The organism is Halomonas jincaotanensis (assembly GCF_018448785.1).
In the GTDB taxonomy this organism is placed as follows: Bacteria; Pseudomonadota; Gammaproteobacteria; order Pseudomonadales; family Halomonadaceae; genus Halomonas; species Halomonas jincaotanensis.
In genome coordinates, this window is the sequence record NZ_JAHCLU010000005.1 from 96,233 (window position 1) to 119,392 (window position 23,160).

Annotated in this window: 21 protein-coding genes; 8 read left to right on the forward strand and 13 right to left on the reverse strand. The window is 63.6% G+C overall.

The genetic code is table 11. The annotated features are described in order from the left end of the window. The first annotated feature begins 80 nt into the window (after positions 1 to 80). From KG088_RS20160 to KG088_RS06485, 3 genes are all read left to right on the forward strand, one after another. Entirely contained in the window at positions 81 to 194 is a 114-nt protein-coding gene (locus KG088_RS20160; RefSeq protein WP_455026567.1) for a hypothetical protein, read from the forward strand. Between the two features lie 70 nt (positions 195 to 264). Then, a complete protein-coding gene (locus tag KG088_RS06480; RefSeq protein WP_213824688.1) occupies positions 265 to 1,272 on the forward strand; it encodes a zinc-dependent alcohol dehydrogenase family protein in 1,008 nt (335 codons plus the stop codon). Positions 1,273 to 1,432: 160 nt separating this feature from the next. Further along, entirely contained in the window at positions 1,433 to 1,654 is a 222-nt protein-coding gene (locus KG088_RS06485) for a hypothetical protein (protein WP_213824689.1), read from the forward strand. A 66-nt stretch (positions 1,655 to 1,720) separates the two neighbouring features. Here KG088_RS06485 and KG088_RS06490 read toward each other — a convergent pair whose 3' ends face one another. The 4 genes from KG088_RS06490 to KG088_RS06505 form a co-directional block, all read right to left on the reverse strand. Continuing rightward, positions 1,721 to 2,752, reverse strand: a complete 1,032-nt coding sequence (locus KG088_RS06490; RefSeq protein ID WP_213824690.1) for a sensor domain-containing diguanylate cyclase — start codon at positions 2,750 to 2,752, stop codon at positions 1,721 to 1,723. A 72-nt stretch (positions 2,753 to 2,824) separates the two neighbouring features. Further along, positions 2,825 to 3,715, reverse strand: coding sequence for a deoxyribonuclease IV (gene nfo / locus KG088_RS06495; protein ID WP_213824691.1), 891 nt, complete (start codon positions 3,713 to 3,715; stop codon positions 2,825 to 2,827). Then, complete coding sequence (locus KG088_RS06500; RefSeq protein WP_213824692.1) at positions 3,712 to 4,098, reverse strand: RidA family protein; 387 nt, start codon at positions 4,096 to 4,098, stop codon at positions 3,712 to 3,714. The genes nfo and KG088_RS06500 overlap by 4 nt, the downstream gene beginning before the upstream one ends. Positions 4,099 to 4,169: 71 nt before the next feature. Beyond that, positions 4,170 to 5,777, reverse strand: coding sequence for a glucan biosynthesis protein (locus KG088_RS06505; protein ID WP_213824693.1), 1,608 nt, complete (start codon positions 5,775 to 5,777; stop codon positions 4,170 to 4,172). 319 nt (positions 5,778 to 6,096) lie between these two features. Between KG088_RS06505 and KG088_RS06510 the strand changes: the two genes are divergently transcribed. Beyond that, positions 6,097 to 7,725 (forward strand): putative bifunctional diguanylate cyclase/phosphodiesterase, encoded by a 1,629-nt coding sequence (locus tag KG088_RS06510; protein WP_250148103.1) that lies wholly within the window; start codon positions 6,097 to 6,099, stop codon positions 7,723 to 7,725. A 54-nt stretch (positions 7,726 to 7,779) separates the two neighbouring features. On the opposite strand, the gene KG088_RS06515 is transcribed toward KG088_RS06510, so the two are convergent. After that, positions 7,780 to 9,060 (reverse strand): MgtC/SapB family protein, encoded by a 1,281-nt coding sequence (locus KG088_RS06515; RefSeq protein ID WP_213824695.1) that lies wholly within the window; start codon positions 9,058 to 9,060, stop codon positions 7,780 to 7,782. 59 nt (positions 9,061 to 9,119) lie between these two features. Then, positions 9,120 to 11,099 carry an acyl CoA:acetate/3-ketoacid CoA transferase gene (locus KG088_RS06520; protein ID WP_213824696.1) on the reverse strand — a complete coding sequence of 660 codons (1,980 nt, stop codon included), beginning with the start codon at positions 11,097 to 11,099 and terminating at the stop codon, positions 9,120 to 9,122. Positions 11,100 to 11,217: 118 nt separating this feature from the next. Here KG088_RS06520 and KG088_RS06525 point away from each other — a divergent pair, with 118 nt between their 5' ends. The 3 genes from KG088_RS06525 (at position 11,218) to KG088_RS06535 (ending at position 13,806) form a co-directional block, all read left to right on the forward strand. After that, positions 11,218 to 11,679 (forward strand): LexA family protein, encoded by a 462-nt coding sequence (locus tag KG088_RS06525; RefSeq protein ID WP_250148104.1) that lies wholly within the window; start codon positions 11,218 to 11,220, stop codon positions 11,677 to 11,679. Further along, positions 11,676 to 12,953 carry a Y-family DNA polymerase gene (locus KG088_RS06530; RefSeq protein ID WP_213824697.1) on the forward strand — a complete coding sequence of 426 codons (1,278 nt, stop codon included), beginning with the start codon at positions 11,676 to 11,678 and terminating at the stop codon, positions 12,951 to 12,953. The genes KG088_RS06525 and KG088_RS06530 overlap by 4 nt, the downstream gene beginning before the upstream one ends. A gap of 100 nt (positions 12,954 to 13,053) precedes the next feature. Beyond that, entirely contained in the window at positions 13,054 to 13,806 is a 753-nt protein-coding gene (locus KG088_RS06535; RefSeq protein ID WP_213824698.1) for an SDR family NAD(P)-dependent oxidoreductase, read from the forward strand. 38 nt (positions 13,807 to 13,844) lie between these two features. On the opposite strand, the gene KG088_RS06540 is transcribed toward KG088_RS06535, so the two are convergent. From KG088_RS06540 to KG088_RS06570, 7 genes are all read right to left on the reverse strand, one after another. Next, positions 13,845 to 14,777, reverse strand: a complete 933-nt coding sequence (locus KG088_RS06540) for a hydroxymethylglutaryl-CoA lyase (protein WP_213824699.1) — start codon at positions 14,775 to 14,777, stop codon at positions 13,845 to 13,847. A gap of 31 nt (positions 14,778 to 14,808) precedes the next feature. After that, on the reverse strand, positions 14,809 to 16,764 hold the full coding sequence (locus KG088_RS06545) for an aconitate hydratase (protein ID WP_213824700.1): 1,956 nt from the start codon (positions 16,762 to 16,764) through the stop codon (positions 14,809 to 14,811). Then, positions 16,757 to 17,287 (reverse strand): TRAP transporter small permease, encoded by a 531-nt coding sequence (locus KG088_RS06550; RefSeq protein ID WP_213824701.1) that lies wholly within the window; start codon positions 17,285 to 17,287, stop codon positions 16,757 to 16,759. Before KG088_RS06550 ends, KG088_RS06545 begins: the two co-directional genes overlap by 8 nt. Before the next feature lie 10 nt (positions 17,288 to 17,297). Next, entirely contained in the window at positions 17,298 to 18,344 is a 1,047-nt protein-coding gene (locus KG088_RS06555; RefSeq protein ID WP_213824702.1) for a TRAP transporter substrate-binding protein, read from the reverse strand. Between the two features lie 90 nt (positions 18,345 to 18,434). Further along, entirely contained in the window at positions 18,435 to 19,724 is a 1,290-nt protein-coding gene (locus KG088_RS06560) for a TRAP transporter large permease (RefSeq protein ID WP_213824703.1), read from the reverse strand. 13 nt (positions 19,725 to 19,737) lie between these two features. Then, a complete protein-coding gene (locus KG088_RS06565) occupies positions 19,738 to 20,955 on the reverse strand; it encodes a CaiB/BaiF CoA transferase family protein (RefSeq protein WP_213824704.1) in 1,218 nt (405 codons plus the stop codon). A gap of 43 nt (positions 20,956 to 20,998) precedes the next feature. Further along, the gene (locus KG088_RS06570; protein WP_319941394.1) at positions 20,999 to 21,715 is read right to left on the reverse strand and encodes a GntR family transcriptional regulator; all 717 of its coding nucleotides are present in this window, start codon (positions 21,713 to 21,715) and stop codon (positions 20,999 to 21,001) included. A gap of 835 nt (positions 21,716 to 22,550) precedes the next feature. Here KG088_RS06570 and KG088_RS06575 point away from each other — a divergent pair. After that, complete coding sequence (locus KG088_RS06575; protein WP_213824706.1) at positions 22,551 to 22,745, forward strand: hypothetical protein; 195 nt, start codon at positions 22,551 to 22,553, stop codon at positions 22,743 to 22,745. Positions 22,746 to 23,160 lie beyond the last annotated feature (415 nt).

Sequence of the window (23,160 nt, forward strand, 5' to 3'; positions counted from 1 at the left end):
AACCGTGAAACGCCTCGCTTGTGCAAACCGGCCTTGGCTCCTATTTTGAGGGTGGTTCGCCCGTTGCCGGGAAGCGCGGCATGGATAACCTACAAGGAGTTGTTGATATGTTGAAATTTCTGGCCAGCACCGTCGGCATCATCTTTCTCATCGGTTTATTGGTGGTCATCGGGCTGCTCATGTTGATTTTCTAGACGATTTTCTAGACTCAAGACGAACCCCGAAGCATGTCCACAAAAAGCATCCCAATGTCGGGAACCCCCTATGAAAGTCGTCACCCTTAAGCAGCCCGGCGGGCTCGACAACCTCATGCTTGAAGACGCAGAGGCACCGGGTGAGCCGGGAGCCGGCGAAATGCGCGTGCGCCTGCATGCGAGCTCGCTCAATTTCCACGACTACGGCTTGGTCGCCGGCATGATGCCCACCGAGAATGGCCGCATCCCCATGTCGGATGGCGCCGGGGTGGTCGAGGCGGTGGGCGAGGAGGTCAGCGAGTTCGCCGTGGGTGATGCCGTGGTCTCCACTTTCTTCCCGTCGTGGCTGGAAGGTCCGGCGCGGCTGGGCAACTTCGCCACCACGCCCGGCGACGGCGTCGATGGCTATGCCCGCGAACAGGTGATCCGTCCGACGACCTGGTTCACTCATCAGCCGCGGGGATACTCGCATGAACAGGCGGCTACTCTCACCACCGCGGGGCTGACCGCCTGGCGGGCGCTGGTTGTCGACGGTGGCCTCAAGGCCGGTGATATGGTGCTGGTGTTGGGGACCGGGGGTGTCTCGATCTTCGCCCTGCAATTCGCCCGGCTGATGGGCGCTCGAGTGATTGCCACGTCCTCGTCGGACGCCAAGCTCGAGCGGCTCGCCGCGATGGGCGCCGAGTCCACCATCAACTACCGGACCGAACCCGACTGGGGCCGCAAGGTGAAGGCCCTGACCGATGGCCAGGGGGTCGATCATGTGGTCGAGGTCGGTGGGCCTGGTACCTTGGCGCAATCCATCGATGCGGTGCGCATCGGCGGGCATATCTCGCTGATCGGCGTGCTCACCGGCCGTGAGGGTGAAATACCCACCGCCAAGCTGATGGCCAAGCAGGCGCGACTGCAAGGGCTGATCGTCGGCAGCCGTCGCCACCAGCACCAGATGATCCGCGCCATCGAGGAGGGTGGGCTCGAGCCGATCATCGATCGCAGCTTCGCCCTCGAGGAGATCGCCGACGCCTTTCGTCACCAGGAGTCGGGCCGCCACTTCGGCAAGATTTGCTTGACATTCTGAGCGAGCATGATCCGGGACAACGGCGAGCGGGATTTTTGTTGAGCTCGGCGGGTGAGCCGCTATACCTGTATAGATGAGGAGAGGGCGGTCCCTCTCTTCCTCTGCTGTCGCTGGCCGCGCCGGCCGTTGCGATTCACTTGCTCAGCTTGTGGAGGATGTTATGAGTCATACTGTTACGGCTGCCTATGGCAGCATCGACAAGGCCATCAACGCGTTCGATGAACTGGTCTCCGAGGGGTTTCCCCGTGAGAAGGTGTATCTCGACAAGGAAGCAAACCACGTCAAGGTGATCGTCCCGGAGGAAACAAAGCCGGAAGCGGAAGAGATTCTCCGGCGTCACGAGCCGGATGATCTGCAGGCGAGGCCTTTCGAGGCGTCTTAACGCTGTTTGGCTTCCGCTACGGCTCGGGGCTAGTCGATGAATGGGCTTTTCATCTGCTAGAGCAGATCAGCCTTCGCGTCGTTTCTGCTTTTCGATATACATGGCCGCGTCGGCCCTGACCAGCAAGGCGTCACTGTCGGTTTCTTCCGCTGAGGACGAGACAACGCCGATACTGGCGCCTTGGTAGCGCAGAGTGATGGTGCCGAGGGAGAAAGAGCCGGAGGTGAGGTCCCGCAGACGTTGGTGGATGGTGCCACGTTCTTCTTGGTCGTGGCCGGGTGACGAGGTACCAAAGAACACGAATTCATCTCCGCCGTAACGCGATACGAAGTCGGCGGTACGCATGCCGGATTCAAGTGACCTGGCGATCGCGATCAAGAGACGATCGCCCAGGTCATGGCCGTGCTCATCATTGATCGCCTTGAAGCCATCCAGGTCGATGAACGCTACATGGACTCTTAGACCGGTTCTGCCGGCATTAGCCAGTGCCCGGGTGAGTTCCTGGTGGAGAGCACGACGGTTGGGGATGCCCGTGAGCGGATCCTGCAGAGCATACTGGCTATAGGTAAGATTTTCGGCACGTAGCCGAGATACCAGTAGGTCTCGTTCGATCTGCTGGCCAATCAGCCGTGAAAACATTCCAAGCAGCTGCTTGGCCTGGGGGTTCAGTGGCACCCTGGACTGGCTGGCACCGCAGAGCGTTCCGTAGAGCGCCCCGTCTCCCATGCGAATGGGCTCGCTCAGGTAAGTGGCAATACCCAGGTCGCGTGCCGCCTTTGAATCTCCCCATCTGCTGCTTACCTCATCGGTATAGGAAACACCTTCCGCCAACGCCCGCTTGCACAGCGTGTCATCCCAATCGACGGTCAGTAACTCCGGTATGCGCATTTCACGCGTGTTGAGGGAGTATATAATGCACTGATTATTGCGCTCCAAATCGATCGAGGTCAGATAGGTCGATTCCAACCCCGTCACCAGCTGGAGGAGCTCCAGTAGTGGACGGGTAAGATTTTCCAGGCCGTCGTTTTCGGTGATGGTGTTGGCCAGCTTTGCGAGGACAGGGTCGAGTTCCACGGCGCTGTCGTTGTGCTGAGTCATGGAGATTGTCCGCTGCCTGTGTCTATGCCAAGAATCAACCCCGCCCTCGATACCGCAAGGGCCGATGGCTCGTCACTTTTTGTCTTCATCGTGCCGATGGTTCCGGGAAAAGGGCGTCGTGTCATTCATTTGGGCACGCAGCCAGGCAATTTCCTCGGCCCAGAGCGCCGGCTCGATAGTTTCCAGCACCATGGGAATGCCGTCGAGTCGCGGGTCGCGCATCAGGGTGGAAAAGGCGTCGAGGCCAATGTTGCCCTTGCCCAGGCTGTGATGTCGGTCGACGCGACTGGCGAATTCGCTCTTGGCATCGTTGAGGTGCATGCCTCGCAAATAGTCAAGGCCGACCACGTTGTCGAACTCATCCAGCGTCGCGGTACAGGCCTCGGGCGTGCGCAGGTCATAGCCGGCGACGAAGGCGTGGCAGGTGTCGATACACACACCGACCCGCGACCTGTCGTCGACCTGGTCGATGATCTCGGCCAGTTGCTCGAAGCGCCATCCCAGATTGGTGCCCTGGCCGGCGGTGTTCTCGATCACCGCTGTCACCCCTTGTGTGCGTGACAGCACCTCGTCGATGGAGTCGGCGATGCGGCTCAGGCACTCGCCCTCGCTGATCTTCTTCAGGTGGCTGCCAGGGTGGAAGTTGAGCAACGAGAGCCCGAGTTGCTCGCAGCGCTGGAACTCGTCGAGGAAGGCCGCGCGGGACTTCTTGAGCCCTGCAGCCTCAGGATGACCGAGGTTGATCAGGTAGCTGTCGTGGGGAAGGATCTGTCCATTACCGAAGCCATGCTCCTCGCAGGCTGCGCGGAAGGCGGCAATGGCCTCATCGGTGAGCGGTTTGGCCTGCCACTGGCGCTGGTTCTTGGTGAACAATGCGAAGGCATCAGCACCGATCTCGACGGCGCGCAGCACGGCCTGATCAGGCCCGCCGGCGGCACTGACATGGGCTCCGAGATACTTCATGTCGACCGCCGGGCCATCAGAGTGATTTCCACGCTAGCGCCACCGCTCAGGCGGGGCGATTCGGTACAGGTACGAGCGGGGTAACGACGGCTGTCGAAGAACTCGGCATAGACGCTATCCATCTCGCCGATGTCGCCAAGGTCGGCCAGGTGGATATCCACCCGCAGCACCTCGTCGAAGCTTATTTCCATCAGGGCGAGCATGCGCGCTAGCTCTCGCATCACCCGGCGGGTCTCTTCCTTGATATCACCGATAACATTTTTACCATCCTGAACATCCGAGGCCGTCAGTCCCGACACGAATACATAACGATCATCGATCACCATGTGACTGCCGGGAAACGGCGGCGCAGGCAGGGTAGGGTCGTTGACATAGTCGGCCATGAAATCTCCTGGTGATATAAGTCAGGCTGCGACAGTGGCGCTCGAGGAGAGTTTCCTCCTGGTATGCCTTGCTACAGATGCGACGGGTTGTGCAGGTCGCGCTCATCTGACGGTGGCGGTGTCCATTGGTAGATCCAGGTTTCGGTCAGGGGCTTGCCATCGGCCTTCAGGTAGAGCCGCAGGTTGATGGGCTCGATACCCTCATCCGGGGGCACAACATCGAACATCGCCCGGTAGCCCTGGATCGATGCCAGTGGCCGTGCGGAGGTGATCTCGATGCGGCCGGCGGATGTTTCGATAACGGGCTCGACAGAGATATCCGCGTCCTCCGCGAAAGGGAAGGGCCCGCCCTGGAAATCGACCACGAACCGCCAGCTGAAATACTCGCGAATCTGACCGACAACGCCGCCCAGGCCGGTTCGGGTCGCGACACAGCGCGCCAGTGAAGGCTCGGCGGGTGGTCGGCCACGCCAGTAGATGCGATAGCCAAACAGCATTTCACTGCCCGGCTCCACCTCGGCGCTTGGATGCCAGAAGGCGACGATGTTATCGAAGGTTTCGTCGAGAGTCGGAATCTCGACCAGCTGGATCGAGCCGGCGCCCCAGTCGCTCTTGGGCTCGATCCAGACACTCGGCCGTTGATCGTAAAAGACACTATCGTCCTGATAGTGATCGAAATTCCGGTCGCGCTGGATCAGGCCGAAGCCGCGCGGATTATGATCGGCGTAGGCATTGAAGCGCAGCACTGGGGGATTGACCAGCGGGCGCCACAGCCATTCGCCATCGCCCGTATGTAGCGAGAGACCATCGGAATCGTGAATCTCGGGCCGCCAGTCCCAGTTCGCGTCACGGTCGTTCTCGCCCACCATGTACATGCTGGTCAGCGGGGCGATGCCGAGTCGTTCGATGGCGTTGCGCGGGTAGAGGGCCGCATCCACATCCATGACGACGCCGTCGGTGTTGGTAATTGCGAAACGGTAGGCGCCGGTGATACTGGGCGATTCGAGCAACGCATAAACATTGACGACTTCGCTGTCCGCCGCCGGGCGCTCTAGCCAGAACCGAGAGAAATCGGGGAATTCCTCGGGTCTGCCCATGGCCGTATCGATGGCCAGGCCGCGCGCGGACATGCCGTATTGCAATGACTTGCCGACCGCGCGGAAGTAGCTGGCACCGAGGAAGGCGGCGACATCGCGCTGCCAGTCGTCATGATGATGAAGTCGGAAGCCGGCGAAGCCCAGGTCTTCCGGCAGTTTGTCACCTTCGATACCGGAGGTACCGTAATCGAACAGCGCCGGATCGTAGGCGATCTCGCGGGCGGCGCCGTCGACGATTTCATGAATCCTGACCGGCTTCCTGAAATAGAGACCAAGGTGAAACAGCTGAGCACGAAAGTGTGACGCCTCCTCGTCAGACCAGAGCGCATGATCCCGGTCGAAGCGAATGGCCTGATAGTCGTCCCAGCTCATGTCCTGCAGTGGCCCGGGTAGCTCGGCATCGGCGTCCTCGGGCGACTGCGCCGCGAGATTTCTGGCGAGGCCCTTGACCCAGGCATAACTGAAAGACTCGCTGTTGCCGATGGTGCGATTGGCATTTTCCACCGCGGCAAGCAGAGAGGAGAAGGGCAACAGGCTGCTGCCCAGAACACTCGTGGTCTTCAAGAAGTCGCGTCTGTTCATCTGAGTCTTCCTGGACAATGACAATATCCGTGAGGATGCCTCGTGGCCCTGCGCCGATATTACCTTAGCAAGGTTTGCGTCATTCACATGCCTCAATTGCCCCTCGGTGAATAGGCTGGCCAGCGCTGCTCAAAAGGCGATGGCATTCGAGCCTGCGTTACTCCTCGAGGGAAGCCTCTTTTTCATGTGGGGGAGGGCTCGGTGGTGTCGGTTTTTCTGTCACCTTAGCGTCATTAAACAGAATTTATGCAAGTGTTTAGGTAGACTGCACGCGCCAATTCGGCATGACAACAATCTGACCACGCGAGGGCGAGCATCGATGGACATGGGGGCAGGCGTCGAGCAGCGATGGGTTCGCCAGCGTGCGATCGGCGCCTATTGCCTGGTGGTGATGTTGCTGGCGGCGGTGTTGGCGGTATGGTCCCAGCGGGTGTGGGTCCTCGGCGGTATGGCGCTGATGATCGCGGTGCTTGGCGGCCTGTTGCTGCGCTATTACCTCAATCATAGGCAGTTGGAGGAAGACCTGCGCCAGCGTGTTAGGGAGCTGGAACAGGCCCGGCGGACACTACAGCAGCAATATAAGGCAACGCTCGACGGTATAGCCGAGCGAAAAGTCGCGGAAGATGAGATTCGCCGGTTGGCATTCTTCGACCCTCTGACGGGGTTGCCCAATCGACGCCTGCTGCTCGATCGTCTGGAGGTTGCGCTCAAGGACAGCTGTCGCAGCGGGCAGCTCGGCGCCTTGCTGATCATCGATCTCGACAACTTCAAGCAGATCAACGACACACGCGGCCATTTTCGTGGTGACCAGCTGCTGCGGCAGATCGCCGACACTTTCGATGCGGTCCTGCGTGACACCGATTCGCTGGCGCGTCTGGGGGGTGACGAGTTCGCGGTCCTGCTGCAAGGTATCGGACCCGATGAGGAGTCGGTGGCTCACGTATCGCACCTGGTCGCTTACAAGCTTCTGGGCGTGCTGGAGACGGCGTTTCCGCTGGGTGACGAGGCCCTGAGGGTGACTGGGAGTATTGGCATCACGCTGTTCCGCGATCGGGGCATCACCATCGATGAGGTCCTGCAGCAGGCCGACATGGCGCAGTATCAAGCGAAGGTGGCCGGCCGCAACACCCTGCGCTTCTTCGATCCCACCCTGCACGCCCGCCTGCAAGCTCGAGCGCGCCTTGAGACCGACCTGCGCCAGGCCCTGCCGCGAGACGAGTTCCGACTCCACTATCAGGTCCAGGTGAATGCCGCCGGCGAGACGGTGGGCGCCGAGGCGCTGTTGCGCTGGCAGCATCCCGAGCGAGGTATGGTGCTGCCCGGTGTCTTCATTCCCCTGGCCGAGGAGAATCGGTTGATTCTTCCCATCGGCGACTGGGTGCTGGAAACCGCCTGCGCGCAACTTGTTGCCTGGGCCGGCGACCCATCGACGTCAGCATTGACGATCTCGGTCAACGTCAGTCCCCGGCAGTTTCGTGAAGCGGACTTCGTCGAGCGCGTCATGATGGTGCTCGAGCGTACCGGGGCGCCGGCCGATCATCTCAAGCTCGAAATCACCGAGAGTCTGCTTTTGGAAGCCCGTGATAACGCGCGCGAGAAGATGCTGCGGCTCAAGGAGCGTGGCGTGATCTTCTCGCTCGACGACTTCGGCACCGGCTACTCCTCACTCTCCTACCTCAAGCGATTGCCACTGACGCAGCTCAAGATCGACCAGGCCTTCGTGCATGACCTGCTCGAGGACGATACCAGCGCTGCCATCGTCGCCAGCACCATCACGCTCTCGAACAGCCTGCAACTGGAAGTCATTGCCGAGGGCGTCGAAGGGGCGGCCCAGCGCGACTGGCTGGTCGAGCATGGCTGCCTGGCGTTTCAAGGCAATTTCTTCGGCCGGCCCGTGGCGGCTGAAGAACTCAGCATCCGGGCGACATCGGGCCCGCCGCTGTCGTAGCAGTGACACTGGGCCGGCTGATCGATGACCGCCTGCAGGTCTGAGTTTGCCGGTTTAGACCAGCCAGGCCAGCGCCAGGCCCGCCACCATCGAGGCGACCATCGGCAGCGCGACCCGCTTGCCTAGCTGTCGGGTACCGAGGGCGGTGGCCAGCCCCGACTTGAAGAGGTTGTTGACCGCGGCGGCGATGACGATGCCCAGCACCGCGGTGGACGGGGCGATGCGCTCCAGCGACATGCGGGTCAGCGATAGGGTGATGGCGTCGACATCGGCCACTCCCGAAGAGGCCGCCAGCAGGTAGATACCGGCCTCTCCCAGCCAGCCGCGCAGCCACTCGCCGAGCAGCATGATCACCGCCAGCAGGGCGCCGAACAGCAGCGCCGTGCTCAGTTCCAGGGGGTTCTGGATCGGTGTCGGGCTGTCGACCCTGAGGGACTGGCGGTGGCGGCGCCAGAGGGTCAGCGCCGGCAGGTAGAGCATCCCCCCCATCACCGTGATCGGGAAGAGTAGCTGGGGCAGCAGCCCGGGACTGATTACCGCCGCATAGATCAGGATGCGCGGAAACATGGTGCCGCAGGCCAGCAGGATGCCGGCGGCCAGCATCGCCTCGACCTCCCGGCTCTGGCGCGACATCCGCGCAAAGTGCAAGGTCAGCGCCGTGGAGGAAGAGAGTCCGGCGAAGAGGCCGGTGAAGAGGATGCCCTTCTCGGCACCGCCCAGGCGCATGGCGAAGTAGCCGACGAAGGAGATCGAGGCGATCAGCACTACCATCCACCAGATCTCGTAGGGGTTGAGCGCCCCGCCGGGGCCCATGCCGCGGTCAGGGAGCAGCGGCAGCATCACCACGCTGATCAGCAGCAATTTGAGGCCGGCATCGAGCTCATGGGCCTGCAGCTTGTTCAGCAAACCGTGGATCTCGTGCTTGTTGTCGAGGATCGCCGCGGTGATCACCGCGCCGGCGGCGGCCAGGGCCAGGTCGATCGCCACGGCCACCGCGCCGAAGCAGAAGGTCAACAGCAGGCCCATCAGACCAGTGATGCTGTAGTCATGCTGCTCCGCCAGTTTCGCTCGCCAGGCGACCAGGCTGATCGCGGCCACGGTCACGAAGACGAGCGGGAAGGCCCATTCGGTGACGGCATCCGAGAGCAGGGCGGCGATGCCCCCGAGTAGCCCGACCAGCGCGTGGGTGCGGATGCCGGCGATGCGCTCGCCGGACGGCTGTTCCCGCGCTACCCAGCCGCGCTCGATGCCGATCAGAGCGCCCAGCAGCAGCGCCACACCAAGGCGGATGGCGGAATCGTTGGCGGTAAGGAACTGGCTGGCGACGTCGTCCATGGGCATGATGTCCCGGCTTCTGGTGCGAAGGTCCTGGTAATCAGGGTGTGTCCACGAGTTCAGTCCGGATCCTTGAGGTGTTCCCTTGCCTCCTCGGCGCTCTCGTAGATGTGCGGCGGGACGGCCCGCGCCTCCAGGGCGTGGCCGAGCTTGCGACGCATGAAGCCGCTGGTGGTGTAGCGGGTCACCTTGGTGTAGAAGCGCTCCTCGAGGCCGTGCACCATCTCGGTGTAGGGGGTGAGCAGGGCATCGTCGATGCGGAAGTGGTCATAGTTGACGATGGCCTGGACCCGGCGGCCCAGCGGGGCGAGGCGGCGCTCAACCTCCTGCTCGATGGCGTCGATGTCCGCTCGGGAGGCGACCCGCAGGTGCTCGAAGTTGATGAAGAGCACATCTTCGCTCTCGTCGAGGCTGAAGCGCTGCGATAACGGCTGGTCGAGCAGCTCGTCAACGAGTCCCATGGGTGCCTCGCGGAAGATGCGTGCGTCCATGGTGCGGGGCGGCTCGGGCATCCGCGGAGTGAAGGCCATCAGCGCCAGGACGTCACGCTCCAGCTCGACCCCCGGGGCGATCTCGGTCAGGGTGAGCCCCTCCGGGGTGAGCTCGAACACCGCCCGTTCGGTGACATAGCAGACCGGCTTGCCGTCTGCTGCGGCCAGGGTCCCACTGAAGGTGCGGTGTTCCACCTCAGCGACGAACTTGCCCTGGCCGCCCGGGGGCGCCTCGAGCCTTCCATCGACGATGGAGAGTGCCTCCTTGGTGGCCACGAAGGTGCCCATGAACACCACCTTGCGCGCATTCTGGCTGATGTTGATGAAGCCGCCGGCGCCGGCCAGCCGCGAGCCGAAGCGAGAGACATTGACATTGCCGGTACCGTCGACCTGGGCCATGCCCAGGAAGGCAATGTCGAGTCCGCCGCCGTCGTAGAAGTCGAACTGAGCCGGCTGGTCGATGATCGCCTGAGTATTCAGCGCCGCGCCGAAATCCAGCCCACCCGCCGGCAGGCCGCCGATCACCCCGGGCTCAGCGGTCAGGGTCAGGTGCTCGAGCAGGCGCTCCTCGCTTGCCACCGCGCCGACGCCCTCGGGCATGCCGATCCCCAGGTTGACCACGCTATTGGGACGCAGCTCGAAGGCCGCGCGCCGGGCGATGATCTTGCGGGCCGAGAGCGGTAGCGGCTCGGGCGCCGCCATGGGGGCCCGGATCTCCCCGGAGAAGGCCGGGTTGTAGGCGGTGCGGAAGGTCTGCCAGTGGTGGGCCGGGTCATCGCAGACCACTACGCAGTCCACCAGAATGCCAGGGATCTTCACGTCCTTGGGGTGCAGGGTGCCACGCTCGGCCAGCCGCTCCACCTGCACGATCACCACGCCCCCGGAGTTGTGCACCGCTGTGGCGATCGCCAGCGATTCCAGGATCAGGGCCTCGCGCTCCATGCTCACATTGCCCAGGGTGTCAGCGGTGGTGCCGCGCAGTAGCGCCACCTGCAGCGGCAGGGCGCGGTAGAAGAGATACTCCTGGCCATCGATCGGCATCAACGACACGCGCTCATCAGTGGTGACGTCGTTGATCCTGCCGCCGCCCAGGCGCGGGTCGACGAAGGTGCCAAGGCCGACGCGGGTCAGGGTGCCCGGCTTGCCGGCGGCGATGTCGCGGAACAGGTGTGAGATCACTCCCTGCGGCAGGTTCCAGGCCTGGATACGTCCCTCAATGGCGAGTTTCTGAAGGGCCGGCACCAGCCCCCAGTGGCCGCCGATTACCTTCGCCACGAGACCCTCGTGACCCAAGTGGTTGAGACCACGGGTCTTGCCGTCGCCCTGGCCGGCGGCATACATCAGGGTCAGGCCGCGGGGCTCGCCGGTCTCCAGGAAGCGCTCCTCGAGCGACACCGCAAGCCCCTCGGCAAAGCCGATGCCGACGAAGCCGCCGGTGGCCAGGGCGTCGCCGTCACGGATCAGGTTCACGGCTTCCCGGGCGGAGACGACCTTGCCCTTTTCGGTGAAGGGCCGACGGTTGAGCAGCGGATGGGTCGGATGCGGCATGGTGGGCGTCCTGATGGTTGTCTGCTCACGTTAGCACGCCGGAGGACGCTGGCCAGAGTTGCCAGACGGATAGGGATGCCTGATACTGTTTATTTATATAGTATTGATGGAGGTGCCGATGTCGCTGATCCCCCTTGATCCCGCCATACGGGCACTCGGCCGCGCCGTGGTCGCCTACCCGAGCGTTACCCAGCCACTGATGGGCTGCCGGGTACGGGCCGGCTTTCCCAGCCCCGCCGACGATCATCTCGACGTCGAGATCGACCTGCACGCCCATGTGGTCCGTCGGCCGGCCTCTACCTACTTTGTGCGTGCCGAGGGCGACTCCATGCTCGGCGACGGCATCCACCACGGCGACCTGCTGGTGGTGGACCGTAGCCTCGAACCGCTGCCCGGGCGGGTGATCGTCGTTGCCGTGGATGGTGAGCCTACCGTCAAGCGACTCGAGTGCCGCCAGGAGCGAACCTGCCTGGTGGCGAGCAATCCGCGCTTCGCCCCGATTCCGCTGGAGGGGCGCGAATGCCAGGTATGGGGGGTGGTCACCCATGTCGTGCATGAGTTGCCGGGGATCGCCTCGTGATCGCCCTGGTCGATTGCAACAACTTCTATGTCTCGTGCGAGCGCGTCTTTGCGCCGCGCCTGGAAGGCCTGCCGGTCGGCGTGTTGTCCAACAACGACGGCTGCGTGGTGGCCCGCTCGCAAGAGCTCAAGGCGTTGGGAGTCGCCATGGGTGCGCCGATGCACCTGTTGCCGCCGGCGATACGTCGTCATGCGGTGCTGCTCTCCAGCAACTACGCGCTCTATGGCGACATGAGTCGACGCGTCAACGCGATACTGGCCGAGTTCTCGCCGGACGTGGAGGTGTATTCCATCGACGAGAGCTTCGTGAGTTTCGTCGGCTTCGATGCCTCGACGCTTGAAGCGCGTGGCCAGCGGCTGCGCGAGATGGTCTGTCGTGATACCGGCCTCCCGGTGTGCGTGGGCCTGGCGCCGACGCGCGTGCTGGCCAAGGTCGCCAATCGCGCCGCCAAGACGATCGCCGCCTACGCAGGTGTCTGCCGACTGGATGCCGACGATCCGGCCACCCGGGCGCTGCTGCAGCGATTGCCCGTCGCGGCACTATGGGGTGTGGCCCGACGCACCTCCGAGCGGCTGGCGCTGATGGGGATCGATACCGCCTGGCAACTGCGTGAGGCTGACTCCAAGCTCATTCGCCGCACCTTTTCCGTGGTGCTGGAGCGCATCGTCTGGGAGCTGCGTGGCCATAGCGCTATCGTCCTCGAGGACATGAGCGAACCGCGGCAGCGCATCATGGTGTCGCGCTCCTTCGGGCGGTTGACCGGCGAGCGCCACGAGCTGGAAGCCGCCGTGCGCCAGCATGCCGCCCGCGCAGGGGAGAAACTGCGCCGTCAGCGGCATCTGGCACGCGCGGTGATGGTCATGGTGCGCACCAACCCTTTCGTGGCCGGCGAGGCCCAGTACCGCAATAGCGTAGTCGTGCCGCTGGTACGGCCATCAGACGACAGCCGCGAGCTGCTCGCGGTGGCGCGGCGGGGGCTCAGTGCGATCTTTCGCGATGGCTACCGCTATCAGAAGTGTGGGGTCATGTTACTCGACCTGGTTGATGCGCAGCACCGTCAGCTGACCTTGTACGACGCCGCGCAGAGCGAGGCCGAAAACGATCGCAGCCAGCGCTTGATGGCCGCGGTGGACAGGCTCAATCGCGAGATGGGCCGCGATACCGTGCGCTTCTGCTTGCCGCGCGACAATAGCGCCTGGGCGCTACGTTGCGAGCGGCGTTCGTCGCGCTACACCACACGCTGGGACGAGTTGATGAAGGTCAAGACACGCTGAGAAAACCGACGCGACAGCGGGGAGTTATCACCTCGATTGACTACACTGCAGGCGCACTGGCCCGGCAGGGCCATTGAATTCGTGATCAGAGGAGTCTTACATGCGGCTGCAGGGAAAGAACATCATCGTCACCGGCGGGGCCAGCGGCATCGGCTTGGCGAGCGTGGAGCGCTGCCTGCAGGAAGGTGCCAGCGTGGTCATCGCCGATCTGGAAGACAGCGAGGGCAAGGCGCAGGCCGCCCAGCTGGATGACCGGTACGACGGCCGCTGCCTCTTTCAGGCTGTGGACGTCACCAACACTGCCCAAGTCGACCGCCTGTTCACCGACACCGCGGCCGAGCTCGGCAGCGTGGAGGCGGTGTTCAACAACGCCGGCATCGGCGGCATCTGCCCCTCTGACGAACTCAGCGACGAGGAGTACCTGAAGGTCATCGATATCAACCTCAACGGCGTCTTCCGGGTGGCGCGGGCCGCGCTGCGGGTAATGTACTGCCAGGGCGGCGGCAGCATCGTCAACTGCGCCTCCATCCTCGGGGTCTTCGGCCAGTCCCAAACCGCTGCCTACACCGCCGCCAAGGGCGGGGTGGTCAACATGACCCGGACCCTGGCCATCGAGGCCGCGCCGAAGGGCGTGCGGGTCAACGCTATCGGCCCGGGCTATATCGACACCCCGCTGCTTGAGGCCCTGGACGACGATATGCTGCAGGGGCTGATCGGCCTGCATCCCATCGGCCGCCTGGGCCGCCCGGAGGAGATCGCCAACGCCTTCCTGTTCCTGGCCAGCGACGAGGCCAGCTTCGTCACCGGGGCCCACCTGCTGGTCGATGGCGGCTTTACCGCCGGCAAGTCCTGAGGCACCAACGAGTTCTACCTGTCGTCGATGGTGGCGGATCATGCCGCCCGCTCGCGAGGTACCTGGCGCAGGTGGCTGGCGGTCTGGCCGCCGGGTAGCGCGGCGATGGCGTCGGCGGCCAGCAGCAGGCGTGCCATGTCGATGCCGGTATAGACCTTGCCGCCGTCGAGGGCATGCAGCAGGTCCTCGGTGGCGGTATTGCCCGTGGCGCCAGGGGCAAAGGGGCAGCCCCCGAGGCCGGCACAGGCGGTATCGATGGCGGTGGCGCCGTGATGAAGTGCGAACAGCGCATTGGCAACACCCATGCCGAAGGTGTCGTGGCCATGGAATGCCCACTTCATGCCGGCGCGGCCGTGATGGTCGATCAGGCGGGAGAAGTGCTTTGCCACCTGGTAGGGGGTGGCGCGGCCGGTGGTATCGCACAGCGCGATTTCCATCGGCATATCGCCGCAGATCGCCATGGCGCGTGCGAGCACCCTATCGACCTGGCGCCAGTCGATGGTGCCCTCATAAGGGCAGTCGAAACTGGTGCCCAGGTCGAGCCGCAGATAGGTATTACCCTCCCGTTGCATGAGGGCAACGATGCGCTCGAGATCGGCCAGGGAGTCGTCCACGCTGCGCCGCACATTGCCCTGATTGTGCGACTCGGAGACCGAAACCACGAACACCAGCTCGCGAACGCCGGAGTCCAGCGCCAGCTCGGCACCGTGCAGATTGGGCACCAGGGCCGAGAAGCGCATGGCAGCCCGGTCGGCGAAGGCAGCGACCAGCTCGCCGGTATCGGCCATCTGCGGAATTGCCTTGGGGCTGACGAAGGAGCCGATTTCCATCCGCGTGACGCCGGCATCGATCAGCGCCTGGATGCAACGAATCTTCTCGGCGGTAGGTAGAGGTTCGCGGATCGACTGGAAGCCGTCGCGGGGGGCCACTTCGACGATATCCACCATGTCGGGAGGCGAGAGCAGGTTCATATCGCGGCCTCTTGAGTCCTTGAGATGAGTGTCATGAGGTGAAGGAAGCATCGCTGGATTGGGAGAGATAGTTGATGACGCCGCCGGCGGACAGGATCTCGCGCTGACGGGCACTGAGCTCGTGGTGCAGGGTGAGCGTCTCGCCGTTATCCAGTGTCGCGGTGACGTCGCGGCCGGCGGCAAGCGCCTCGCGCCAGCCTTCGATGCGTAGCCGTCGGCCCTGGCTGAGACGCGTGCGGTCGGCAGGGTCGGCGAAGGTCAGCGGCAGCACGCCGAAACAGGGCAGGTTTTGCCAGTGGATACGGGCGATGCTCTCGGCGATCACCAGCTGGAGTCCCAGCAGGCGTGGAACCAGGGCGGCGTTCTCGCGGCTCGAACCCTGCCCGTAATTGGCGCCGCCGACGATGGCGTGGCCGGCCTCGCCCTGCTCGCGGGCACGACCGACATAGCCAGGATCCACGGCCTCGAAGACATGCTCGGCCGAGGCATGCACGTTGCTCCACAGCGGCAGTACGCGGGCCCCGGCGGGCATGATGTCGTCGGTCGAGATATTGTCGCCGACCTCGAGCAGCACGGGCACCTCGAGCGTCGCCGGCAAGGGCTCGAGCAGCGGCAACGGCGGGGTATTGTCGGTCGCCAGAAGATCGACCTGGCGGGCTTGCTCGGCGGGCAGCGGCGGCACGAACCAGGCGTCATCGACCTGCATCTGCTGCGGCTCGCGCGGTCGCGGGTAGGGCATGTCCAGAGTGCGCGGATCGGTGATCACGCCCGCGAGCGCGGAGGCTGCCGCGGTTTCCGGGCTGCACAGGAAGACGCTGTCCTCGCGGGTGCCGGAGCGCCCGGGGAAGTTGCGCGGAACGGTGCGCAGGCTGTTGCGTCCCGCTGCGGGAGCCTGGCCCATGCCGATACAGCCGTTGCAGCCGGGTTGGTGGAGTCGTGCGCCTGCCGCGACAAGCGCCCCGAGGTGGCCCTCGTCGATCAGCGCAGTGAGAATCCGCCGGGTCGAGGGGTTGATGTCCAGCGAGACGTTGCCGGACACGCTCTTGCCCTCGACGATCTCGGCGACCACCGCGATGTCGCGATAGCCAGGGTTGCCGGAAGAGCCGATATACGCCTGGTGAAGGGGCTGGCCGGCGGCCTCGCTGACGGGCACCACCTTGTCGGGGCTGGAGGGCAGAGCGATCAGCGGCTCGAGCGTCGACAGGTCGATCACCTCATCACGGTCGTAGCGGCATCCGGGCTCGGCGGAAAGCGCTCGCCAGTCGGCCTCACGGCCGCGCGAGCGCAGGAAGTCGCGCGTCACTTCGTCGCTGGGGAAGACACTGGTGGTGGCGCCCATCTCGGTGCCCATGTTGGCCAGCACGTGGCGGTCCATGGCGTCGAGCTCGGCCAGGCCGGGCCCGTAATACTCGAGGATGCAGTTCTTGGCCCCGGCCACGCCGTGACGGCGCAGCAGTTCGAGGACGATATCCTTGGCGCTGACCCAGTCGGGCAGCTCGCCTTCCAGGCGGACACCGACGATCTCGGGCATGGTCAGGTAGAGCGGCTGGCCGGCCATGGCCATGGCCACCTCGATGCCGCCGGCCCCGATGGCCAACATGCCCAGCGCCCCGGCCGCGGTGGTATGGCTGTCGCAGCCGACCATGCTCTGGCCGGGGATACCGAAACGCTCCATGTGCACCGGATGGCTGATGCCGTTGCCGGGGCCGCTGTACCAGACGCCCAGCCGCTCGCAGGCGCTCTTGAGGAACAGGTGGGCATCGGCGTTGATGTTGTCCTGCTGGATCAGGGTGTGGTCGATGTATTGCACGCTCGGCGAGGTATGCACGCGGTCGAGCCCCATGGCATCGAGTTCGAGCATCACCAGGGTGCCGAGGATGTCCTGCAGCAGGGCCTGTTGGATGGTCAGGGCGATCTCGCTGCCCGGGGTCATGTCGCCGCTGATCCGGTGGGCGGCGATCAACTGGTGGCTCAGGGTGTCAGCCATTGGCGGGGGTCTCCTCGTCGGCGTGGGCGCCGGGGTGAATCAGGCGATGGCCGGCAATCAAGGCGTCGATCAGGAATTGCAGCCCCAGCGCGGCAAACCCTACCGGCAGAAGCCCATAGGGGTAGACCATCGGTGTGCCCAGCGAGCTGGAAACGCGCTCGCCAAACTCGAGTGCCTGCATGGCCATGATTCCGCCGCGCCAGACCAGAATGAAACAGAACACCGCGCCCAGCAGTCCGGTAAGAAGGTTGATCGCGGCGCGCACCGTTACCGGCAGCTTGTCCTTGAAGTAGGTGATACGAATATGGGCATCGGCGCGCTGTGCCTCGGCCGCCCCGACCACGGCCAGGTACACCAGCAGGAAGGAGTTGATCTCAAGGCTCCAGCTGGTGGGGGCGGCAAAGGCGTAGCGCATGATGGCGTCGTAACCGATGGACACCATCATGAACATCAGCACGGCCATCGAGGTCCAGCGCAGGACGGCCAACAGGCCGTCCCAGCTGCGCATGACAAATGAAGTCATGGGGTTCTCCTCAGGCCTCGCCTAGTGCCAGGGCGATGGCGCGACTGCCGACGTCCTCGCCGACCTCTCCCTTCCAGTGGTTCCAGACCGCTTCGGCACCGTCGTTGAAGGTGTCGCGATCCTCATCGGAAGGTTCGACGACCTCGATGCCTTCTTCCTCGACTTGAGGCCAGTATTCGTTGGGGTAGATGTCGTTGTTGCAGTGGTCGATGAAGTTCTCGTCGTACCAGCTGGCCGCATTCTCGAGCACGCCCCGCACCTCGTCGTCCAGGCTGTCCCAGGTGTCGCGCAGCATGAAGGGCGCTACCGTGAAGGCGGTCATAGGCAGCTTGTAGCAGACCTGCAGTTGCTCCTGAAGGCTACGTCCGATCACCGTGGAGATGTTGAACACCCCGGCATCCACGGTGCCACGCTGCAGTGCCATGTAGGTCTCGGACGAGGGAATACGGGTGGCGCCGATATCGTAGTCCTCGAGCGCCTGGGTGGCCTCGAAGCCGACGATACGGATTTTCTTGCCGCGGACGTCTTCCAGGCTGCGGATCGGGCTGGCCTCGGTGCTCCAGATGTATTCGGGTTCGAGCACGCCACCACCGGCGGTCAGCATGTAGAGGTTTTCTTCGGCCAGCACCTCGTTGATGAGTTCCAGCAGCGGGCTGCCATGTGCCAGGCGCTCGGGGTGGCGGTATAGCTCGCCGATCACGCCGGGCAGGCCGGTGATGCCGAGAATCGGGACCGAACGGGTGATGTAGGAGGTGGTGTGGAACATGAAGTCGATGCTGCGCGAGCGCAGCGCCGGCAGCTGTTCGTCGGCCTTGAGCAGCTGGCCGGAATCATAGAATTCGACATTCAGGGCGTCTCCGCCGTTTTCCTTGAGGAGTTCGACGAAGCGGTTGGAGCCGTAGGTCAAGGCCTTGTAGGAGGGCGGCAGATAGGTCACGCCGGTCATGGTGGTGGCAGCCATCGCCCGAGACGAGAACAGGCTCTGCCCGCCGAACATGGTGGCCCCCGCGGTGGCGAAGGTGCCGTACTTGAGAACTTGGCGACGAGTTAGGGTCATGGTGAGTCTCCGGTTTGTTGTTGTGCTGGCGCATGATGTTCACTGACGTTGCGACCCGCGGATCTGGCCACGGGGCGCGCTACCCCGGGGCTACATGAGCCCCGGTAACCACAGGCTGATGCCGGGGAAGAACACGAACAGCATCAGCACGAGGAACTGGACTGCGACAAAGGGCAGGGCGCTTTGGATAATCTCCTCGACCGAAAGTTCGGGACACACCCCGCGCAGCGCATAGAGGTTGAGCCCCACCGGCGGCGTTACCACGGCGATTTCCAGGTTCAGCACCATGATGATGCCGAACCATAGTGGGTCGTAGCCCAGCGCTTCGATCAGCGGCAGCAGCACCGGCGTGGTCACCACGATCAGCGACACCGCATCGACGATCATCCCCAGCAGGATCAGCAGTAGCATGATGGCCAGCAGAATCGCCCAGGCGGGCAAGCCGCTGGCGGTCAGCGCCTCGGTGAGCAGCTGGGGCACGCGGACCATGTTGAGATAGTCGCCGAAGATCTTGGCGCAGCCGATGATCAGCAGGATGGCGCCGCTGATCCGCGCAGTGGCGCCGAGGATCTCGAGGAACTTGCGCCAGCTGAGGCTGCGAAAGATCAGTGTGGCGATCAGGAAAGCCCCCAGGGCGCCGATACCGGCGGCCTCGCTGGGGGTGGCCAGGCCGGAATAGATCGAGCCGAGCACGGCCACCACCAGCAGCGTGGCATGCCAGATGCCGGCCAGGCTCGCCCAGCGCTGCTTCCAGGTGAAGTGCTCGTTGCTGGCCGGGGCCTCTTCGGGACGCAGCGACACCCGGATATAGATGTACAGCGAAAGGGCCAGCGCCAGCACGATGCCGGGTACGATGCCTCCGATGAACAGGTCAGCCACCGAGACGTTGGAGACGGCGCCATAGATGATAAACGGTACGCTGGGCGGAATCAGCATCGCCAGGGCCCCGGCCGTGACGACCGACCCGGCGGCCAGCGAGCGGCTGTAGCCACGATTGAGCATCTGCGGGACGGCGATGGAGCCCACCGCCGCCACCCCTGCCAGGCTGACGCCGGACACGGCACCGAACATCGCCGAGGCGCCCACCGACGAGATGGCCAGGCTGCCGCGCAGCCAGTTGAGCCAGCGTACCGCAGCGGTGAAGAGACTCGAGCCCACCGGGGTGGCGCCCAGGAAGTTACCCATCAGGATGAATAGCGGCAGGGCGATCAATTCGAAGGCGTTGAGTTGACCGAACAGCGACGATGGCGCGAAGAAGAACGCCAGCGACCCACGTGCCATGTACAGGCCGAGCAGCCCCGACAGGCCGAGGGCCAGAAAGATCGGCACGCCGAAGGCGATCAACCCGATGAGCAGAACGACGACAATGACTGGATCCATGAAGATGCTCCGCTCAGATCACGTGATCGGCGCGCAAGGCGTCGAGGGTGTCGGGGGCCAGGCCAAGCCAGTCCGAGAGAATGGTGTCGGTGTGCTCGCCCAGTTCGGGTCCTACATGGCGCACGCGTCCCGGGGTATCGTTCAGGCGCGGGAAGACGTTCTGCATCGGCAGCGGCTTGCCATGGCGGTCCGGGACCTTGACGATCGCGTCACGGGCCTGGAAGTGGGGATCGTCGAGCATGTCGGGGGCGCGGAACACCAGCCCCGCCGGCACGCCGGCCGTAGCCAGACGATCGACCACGGTCTGGGCGTCATGCTCACGGGTCCAGGCGGCCACCAGGTCGTCGATGGCCTGCTGATGCTCGCCGCGGGCGCGGTGGGTGGCGTAGGCCGGGTGGTCGGCGAGGGTCGGCTGGCCCATGGCCTCGCAGAGACGCCGAAACACCGAATCCTGATTGGCGCCGATGACGACGTCGCGGCCGTCGCGGGCGGGATAGGCATTCGACGGCGCGATCTTGGGCAGGAAGCTGCCGCTGCGCTCGCGGACCTTGCCGGCCCGCGCATACTCGGGTATCAGGTTTTCCATCATCGCCAGCACAGACTCGAAGATAGCGCTGTCGACCACCTGGCCCAGGCCGGTGCGCTCGCGCTGGTGCAGGGCTATCAGTGCTCCCATGGCGCCGTGCAGCCCGGCCAGGGTGTCGCCGAGGGAGATACCCACGCGAACCGGCGGGCGATCCGGATAACCGCTGAGATAGCGCAAGCCACCCATCGCCTCGCAGACCGAGGCAAACCCCGCTCGAGAGGCATAGGGGCCGTCCTGGCCGAAGCCGGTGACGCGCACCATGACAAGCCGCGGGTTATAGCGCGACAGCGTCTCGTAGCCCAGGCCCCAGCGCTCCATGGTACCGGGGCGGAAGTTCTCGATAATCACGTCCGCCTGTTGGGCGAGCTCACGCAGAATGTCCTGCCCCCGCGGTTGGCGCAGGTCCAGGGTCAGGGACTTCTTGTTGCGGGCGATGACGTTCCACCACAGCGGCTCGCCGGTCTCGAGGTCCGCCTCGCCCCATTGGCGCATGGCGTCGCCCCTGCCCGGGGGTTCGACCTTGATAACGTTGGCGCCGAAGTCGGCGAACACCTGTCCACAGTAGGGGCCGGCGATCAACTGGCCGAGCTCGAGCACCTTGAGATCCCCGAGGGGAAGGTCGGTGAGAGGGGTCAGGTCGGTCATTGTTGTTATCATTCCTCGGAGTGTCGATGAACCTCGTGGAGAGTCAGCTCAGTGGCTCTTGCCGGTCGCGGGGCGCTGCGTCGGCAACACTTTCATGCAGCTTTCTCGCCGAGAGCAGATGGGCGTGCATGATGCTTTCGGCCCATCCCGGGCTCTGCGCCCGGATGGCCTGAAGAATCTCATGGTGATGGCGCATGCTGCGCTGCATGGCCTCGCGGTCGTAGAGGTCGAAGTTGCGGCGAATGATCGAGGTGCGGACCACCATGTCGAGCACGGTATAAAGACGCTGGTTATTGCTGGCGCGGATCAGCTCGCGGTGAAACTCGTGGTTGAGGACCGCGATTTCGTTGCGCGCCTCCGCGGTGGGTTCCATCGGTTCGGCCAGCACTTCCATTCGTGACGCCAGCGCCTCGAGCTGTTTGAGCCTCGACGGTTCCATGAGGCGGCATGCCATACCCGCCGCCATGGGTTCGAGCACCAGGCGTAACTCGAATACCTCGCGGGCATCACGCTCGGTCCAGGCCACCACGCGGGCGCCGTGATGCGGAATGGCCTCGAGCCAGCCCTCCGACACCAACTCGCGAAGCGCCTCGCGTACCGGCGTGCGGCTCACCTTGAGCTCGCGAGCCATGCTGGTCTCACGGATGTAATCGTGCGGCCGGTAATGCCCATCGAGAATGCCCTGCTTGATGGCCTCATGCACTTGGGCGGTAGCCGTCCTCGCGGCGGGCGCGGCATCGAGATGACTGACCTTGTTCACGGTGTAAGCCCGATTGTTGTATGCAATGTCTAGCCTAGACAAGATAGCCCACGCTGTAATGCTAGACCTTAGGTGTATGTTGCATACAATTCTCACATTAGAGCTTTGAGTACCCGGCCGCAGCCTGCGCTTCTGGTGATTTCTCAACGCTGCGTTCGTCAGCGCACAGTGAGTGTGTGCCATAAGGCCCATCCTCGGCTCGAGTGTGGCAATGGATATGCCTGAACAGGACGTTGCACTATGCGCTGCAGGGAACGTAGCGCGACTTTCTCTTCGTAGGCCGCTTGTTCGACGGTATCTCGTTCTGCAGCCCGCGCTTCGATCTTGACCTTGGCTTCAGCGAGCGCCACCAGGCGCTGTTCATGCCGAGTCACCCCTGCCCTCGGCCTGACAGATGCCGTCATGGTGGCCCTTCATCTTTCATCACTCATGGTGAGAAGCAGTGATTGGAACCGGGCCTGGAGCGGCGTGAAGGGTATTGACCAGCAGAGGGTCGAACGAGAGGCCTAGGAGGATTGGTTTCGCCGAATTCTCCTCAACGATTTGCAGACACAACACCTGACCGACTCCAATGAGGAACCAATAGTGAAAGCCATTTTTGCCCTAGTTCTTGGATCGATAGCCTTGCTCTTGGCTATCACCGCTCAAGGTTCTGCCGGCACGCGAATCATCCTTGCTTGCGTGGGACTGGCGCTATACGCGGTGGCGCTGAGCCCGGGAGCTGCTCGAGGTGAGCCGAAAGCATCCTGGCACCATAGGCCGAGCAAACCCAAGCAGGGCGAGGTCAGTTTTCAACCCCAGTTGAGCTGGGCCGGACGAAACACGAGGGAGCAACATGCAACTCATCGATCAGCTAAGTGACCCCCAGGCGAAGACGTATGCCAAGCATTGCTTTGAGGATAAAAACGCCGAAGAGCTTCGCGCCGCGACGAATGAAACACCCGATCCAGATGTGCTTAGCCACTGGGGACTGACGGAAGGCCAGTATTCCGTAGCTATCACCACGGCTTTAGCAGAACTCGAATCGTAACCGGCGCAATAACCGGGAATCGTTGTCGTCATTCATAAAACCCGTGACATTTACGGTTCATGTTCCGGCTCTCTTGTCGCAAGGTTCCCCTCAGTCGATCGAGGCGCTGATGATGTCTAGGATCATATTGTATGTGCTGAACTCCCAAACCCTCTGTTTATTCTCCAGCATCGGGTGGGTATGTTCGCCACCAAACAGATAACTCTCTCGTCCTGTCTTTATGCTGCGAGAAGCTCATGTGCCCGGCTATAACCTGAACTCAAGCAATAATGCAGGCGGCCTATCCAGCACCTAACAGGACAGACCCCATGAATCAGAAACCTACACCCATTAACATCCAGAAACCCAAGCTCATTAACCTCGCCCTTCAGGGCGGAGGTGCGCATGGCGCTTTTACCTGGGGGGTTCTGGATCG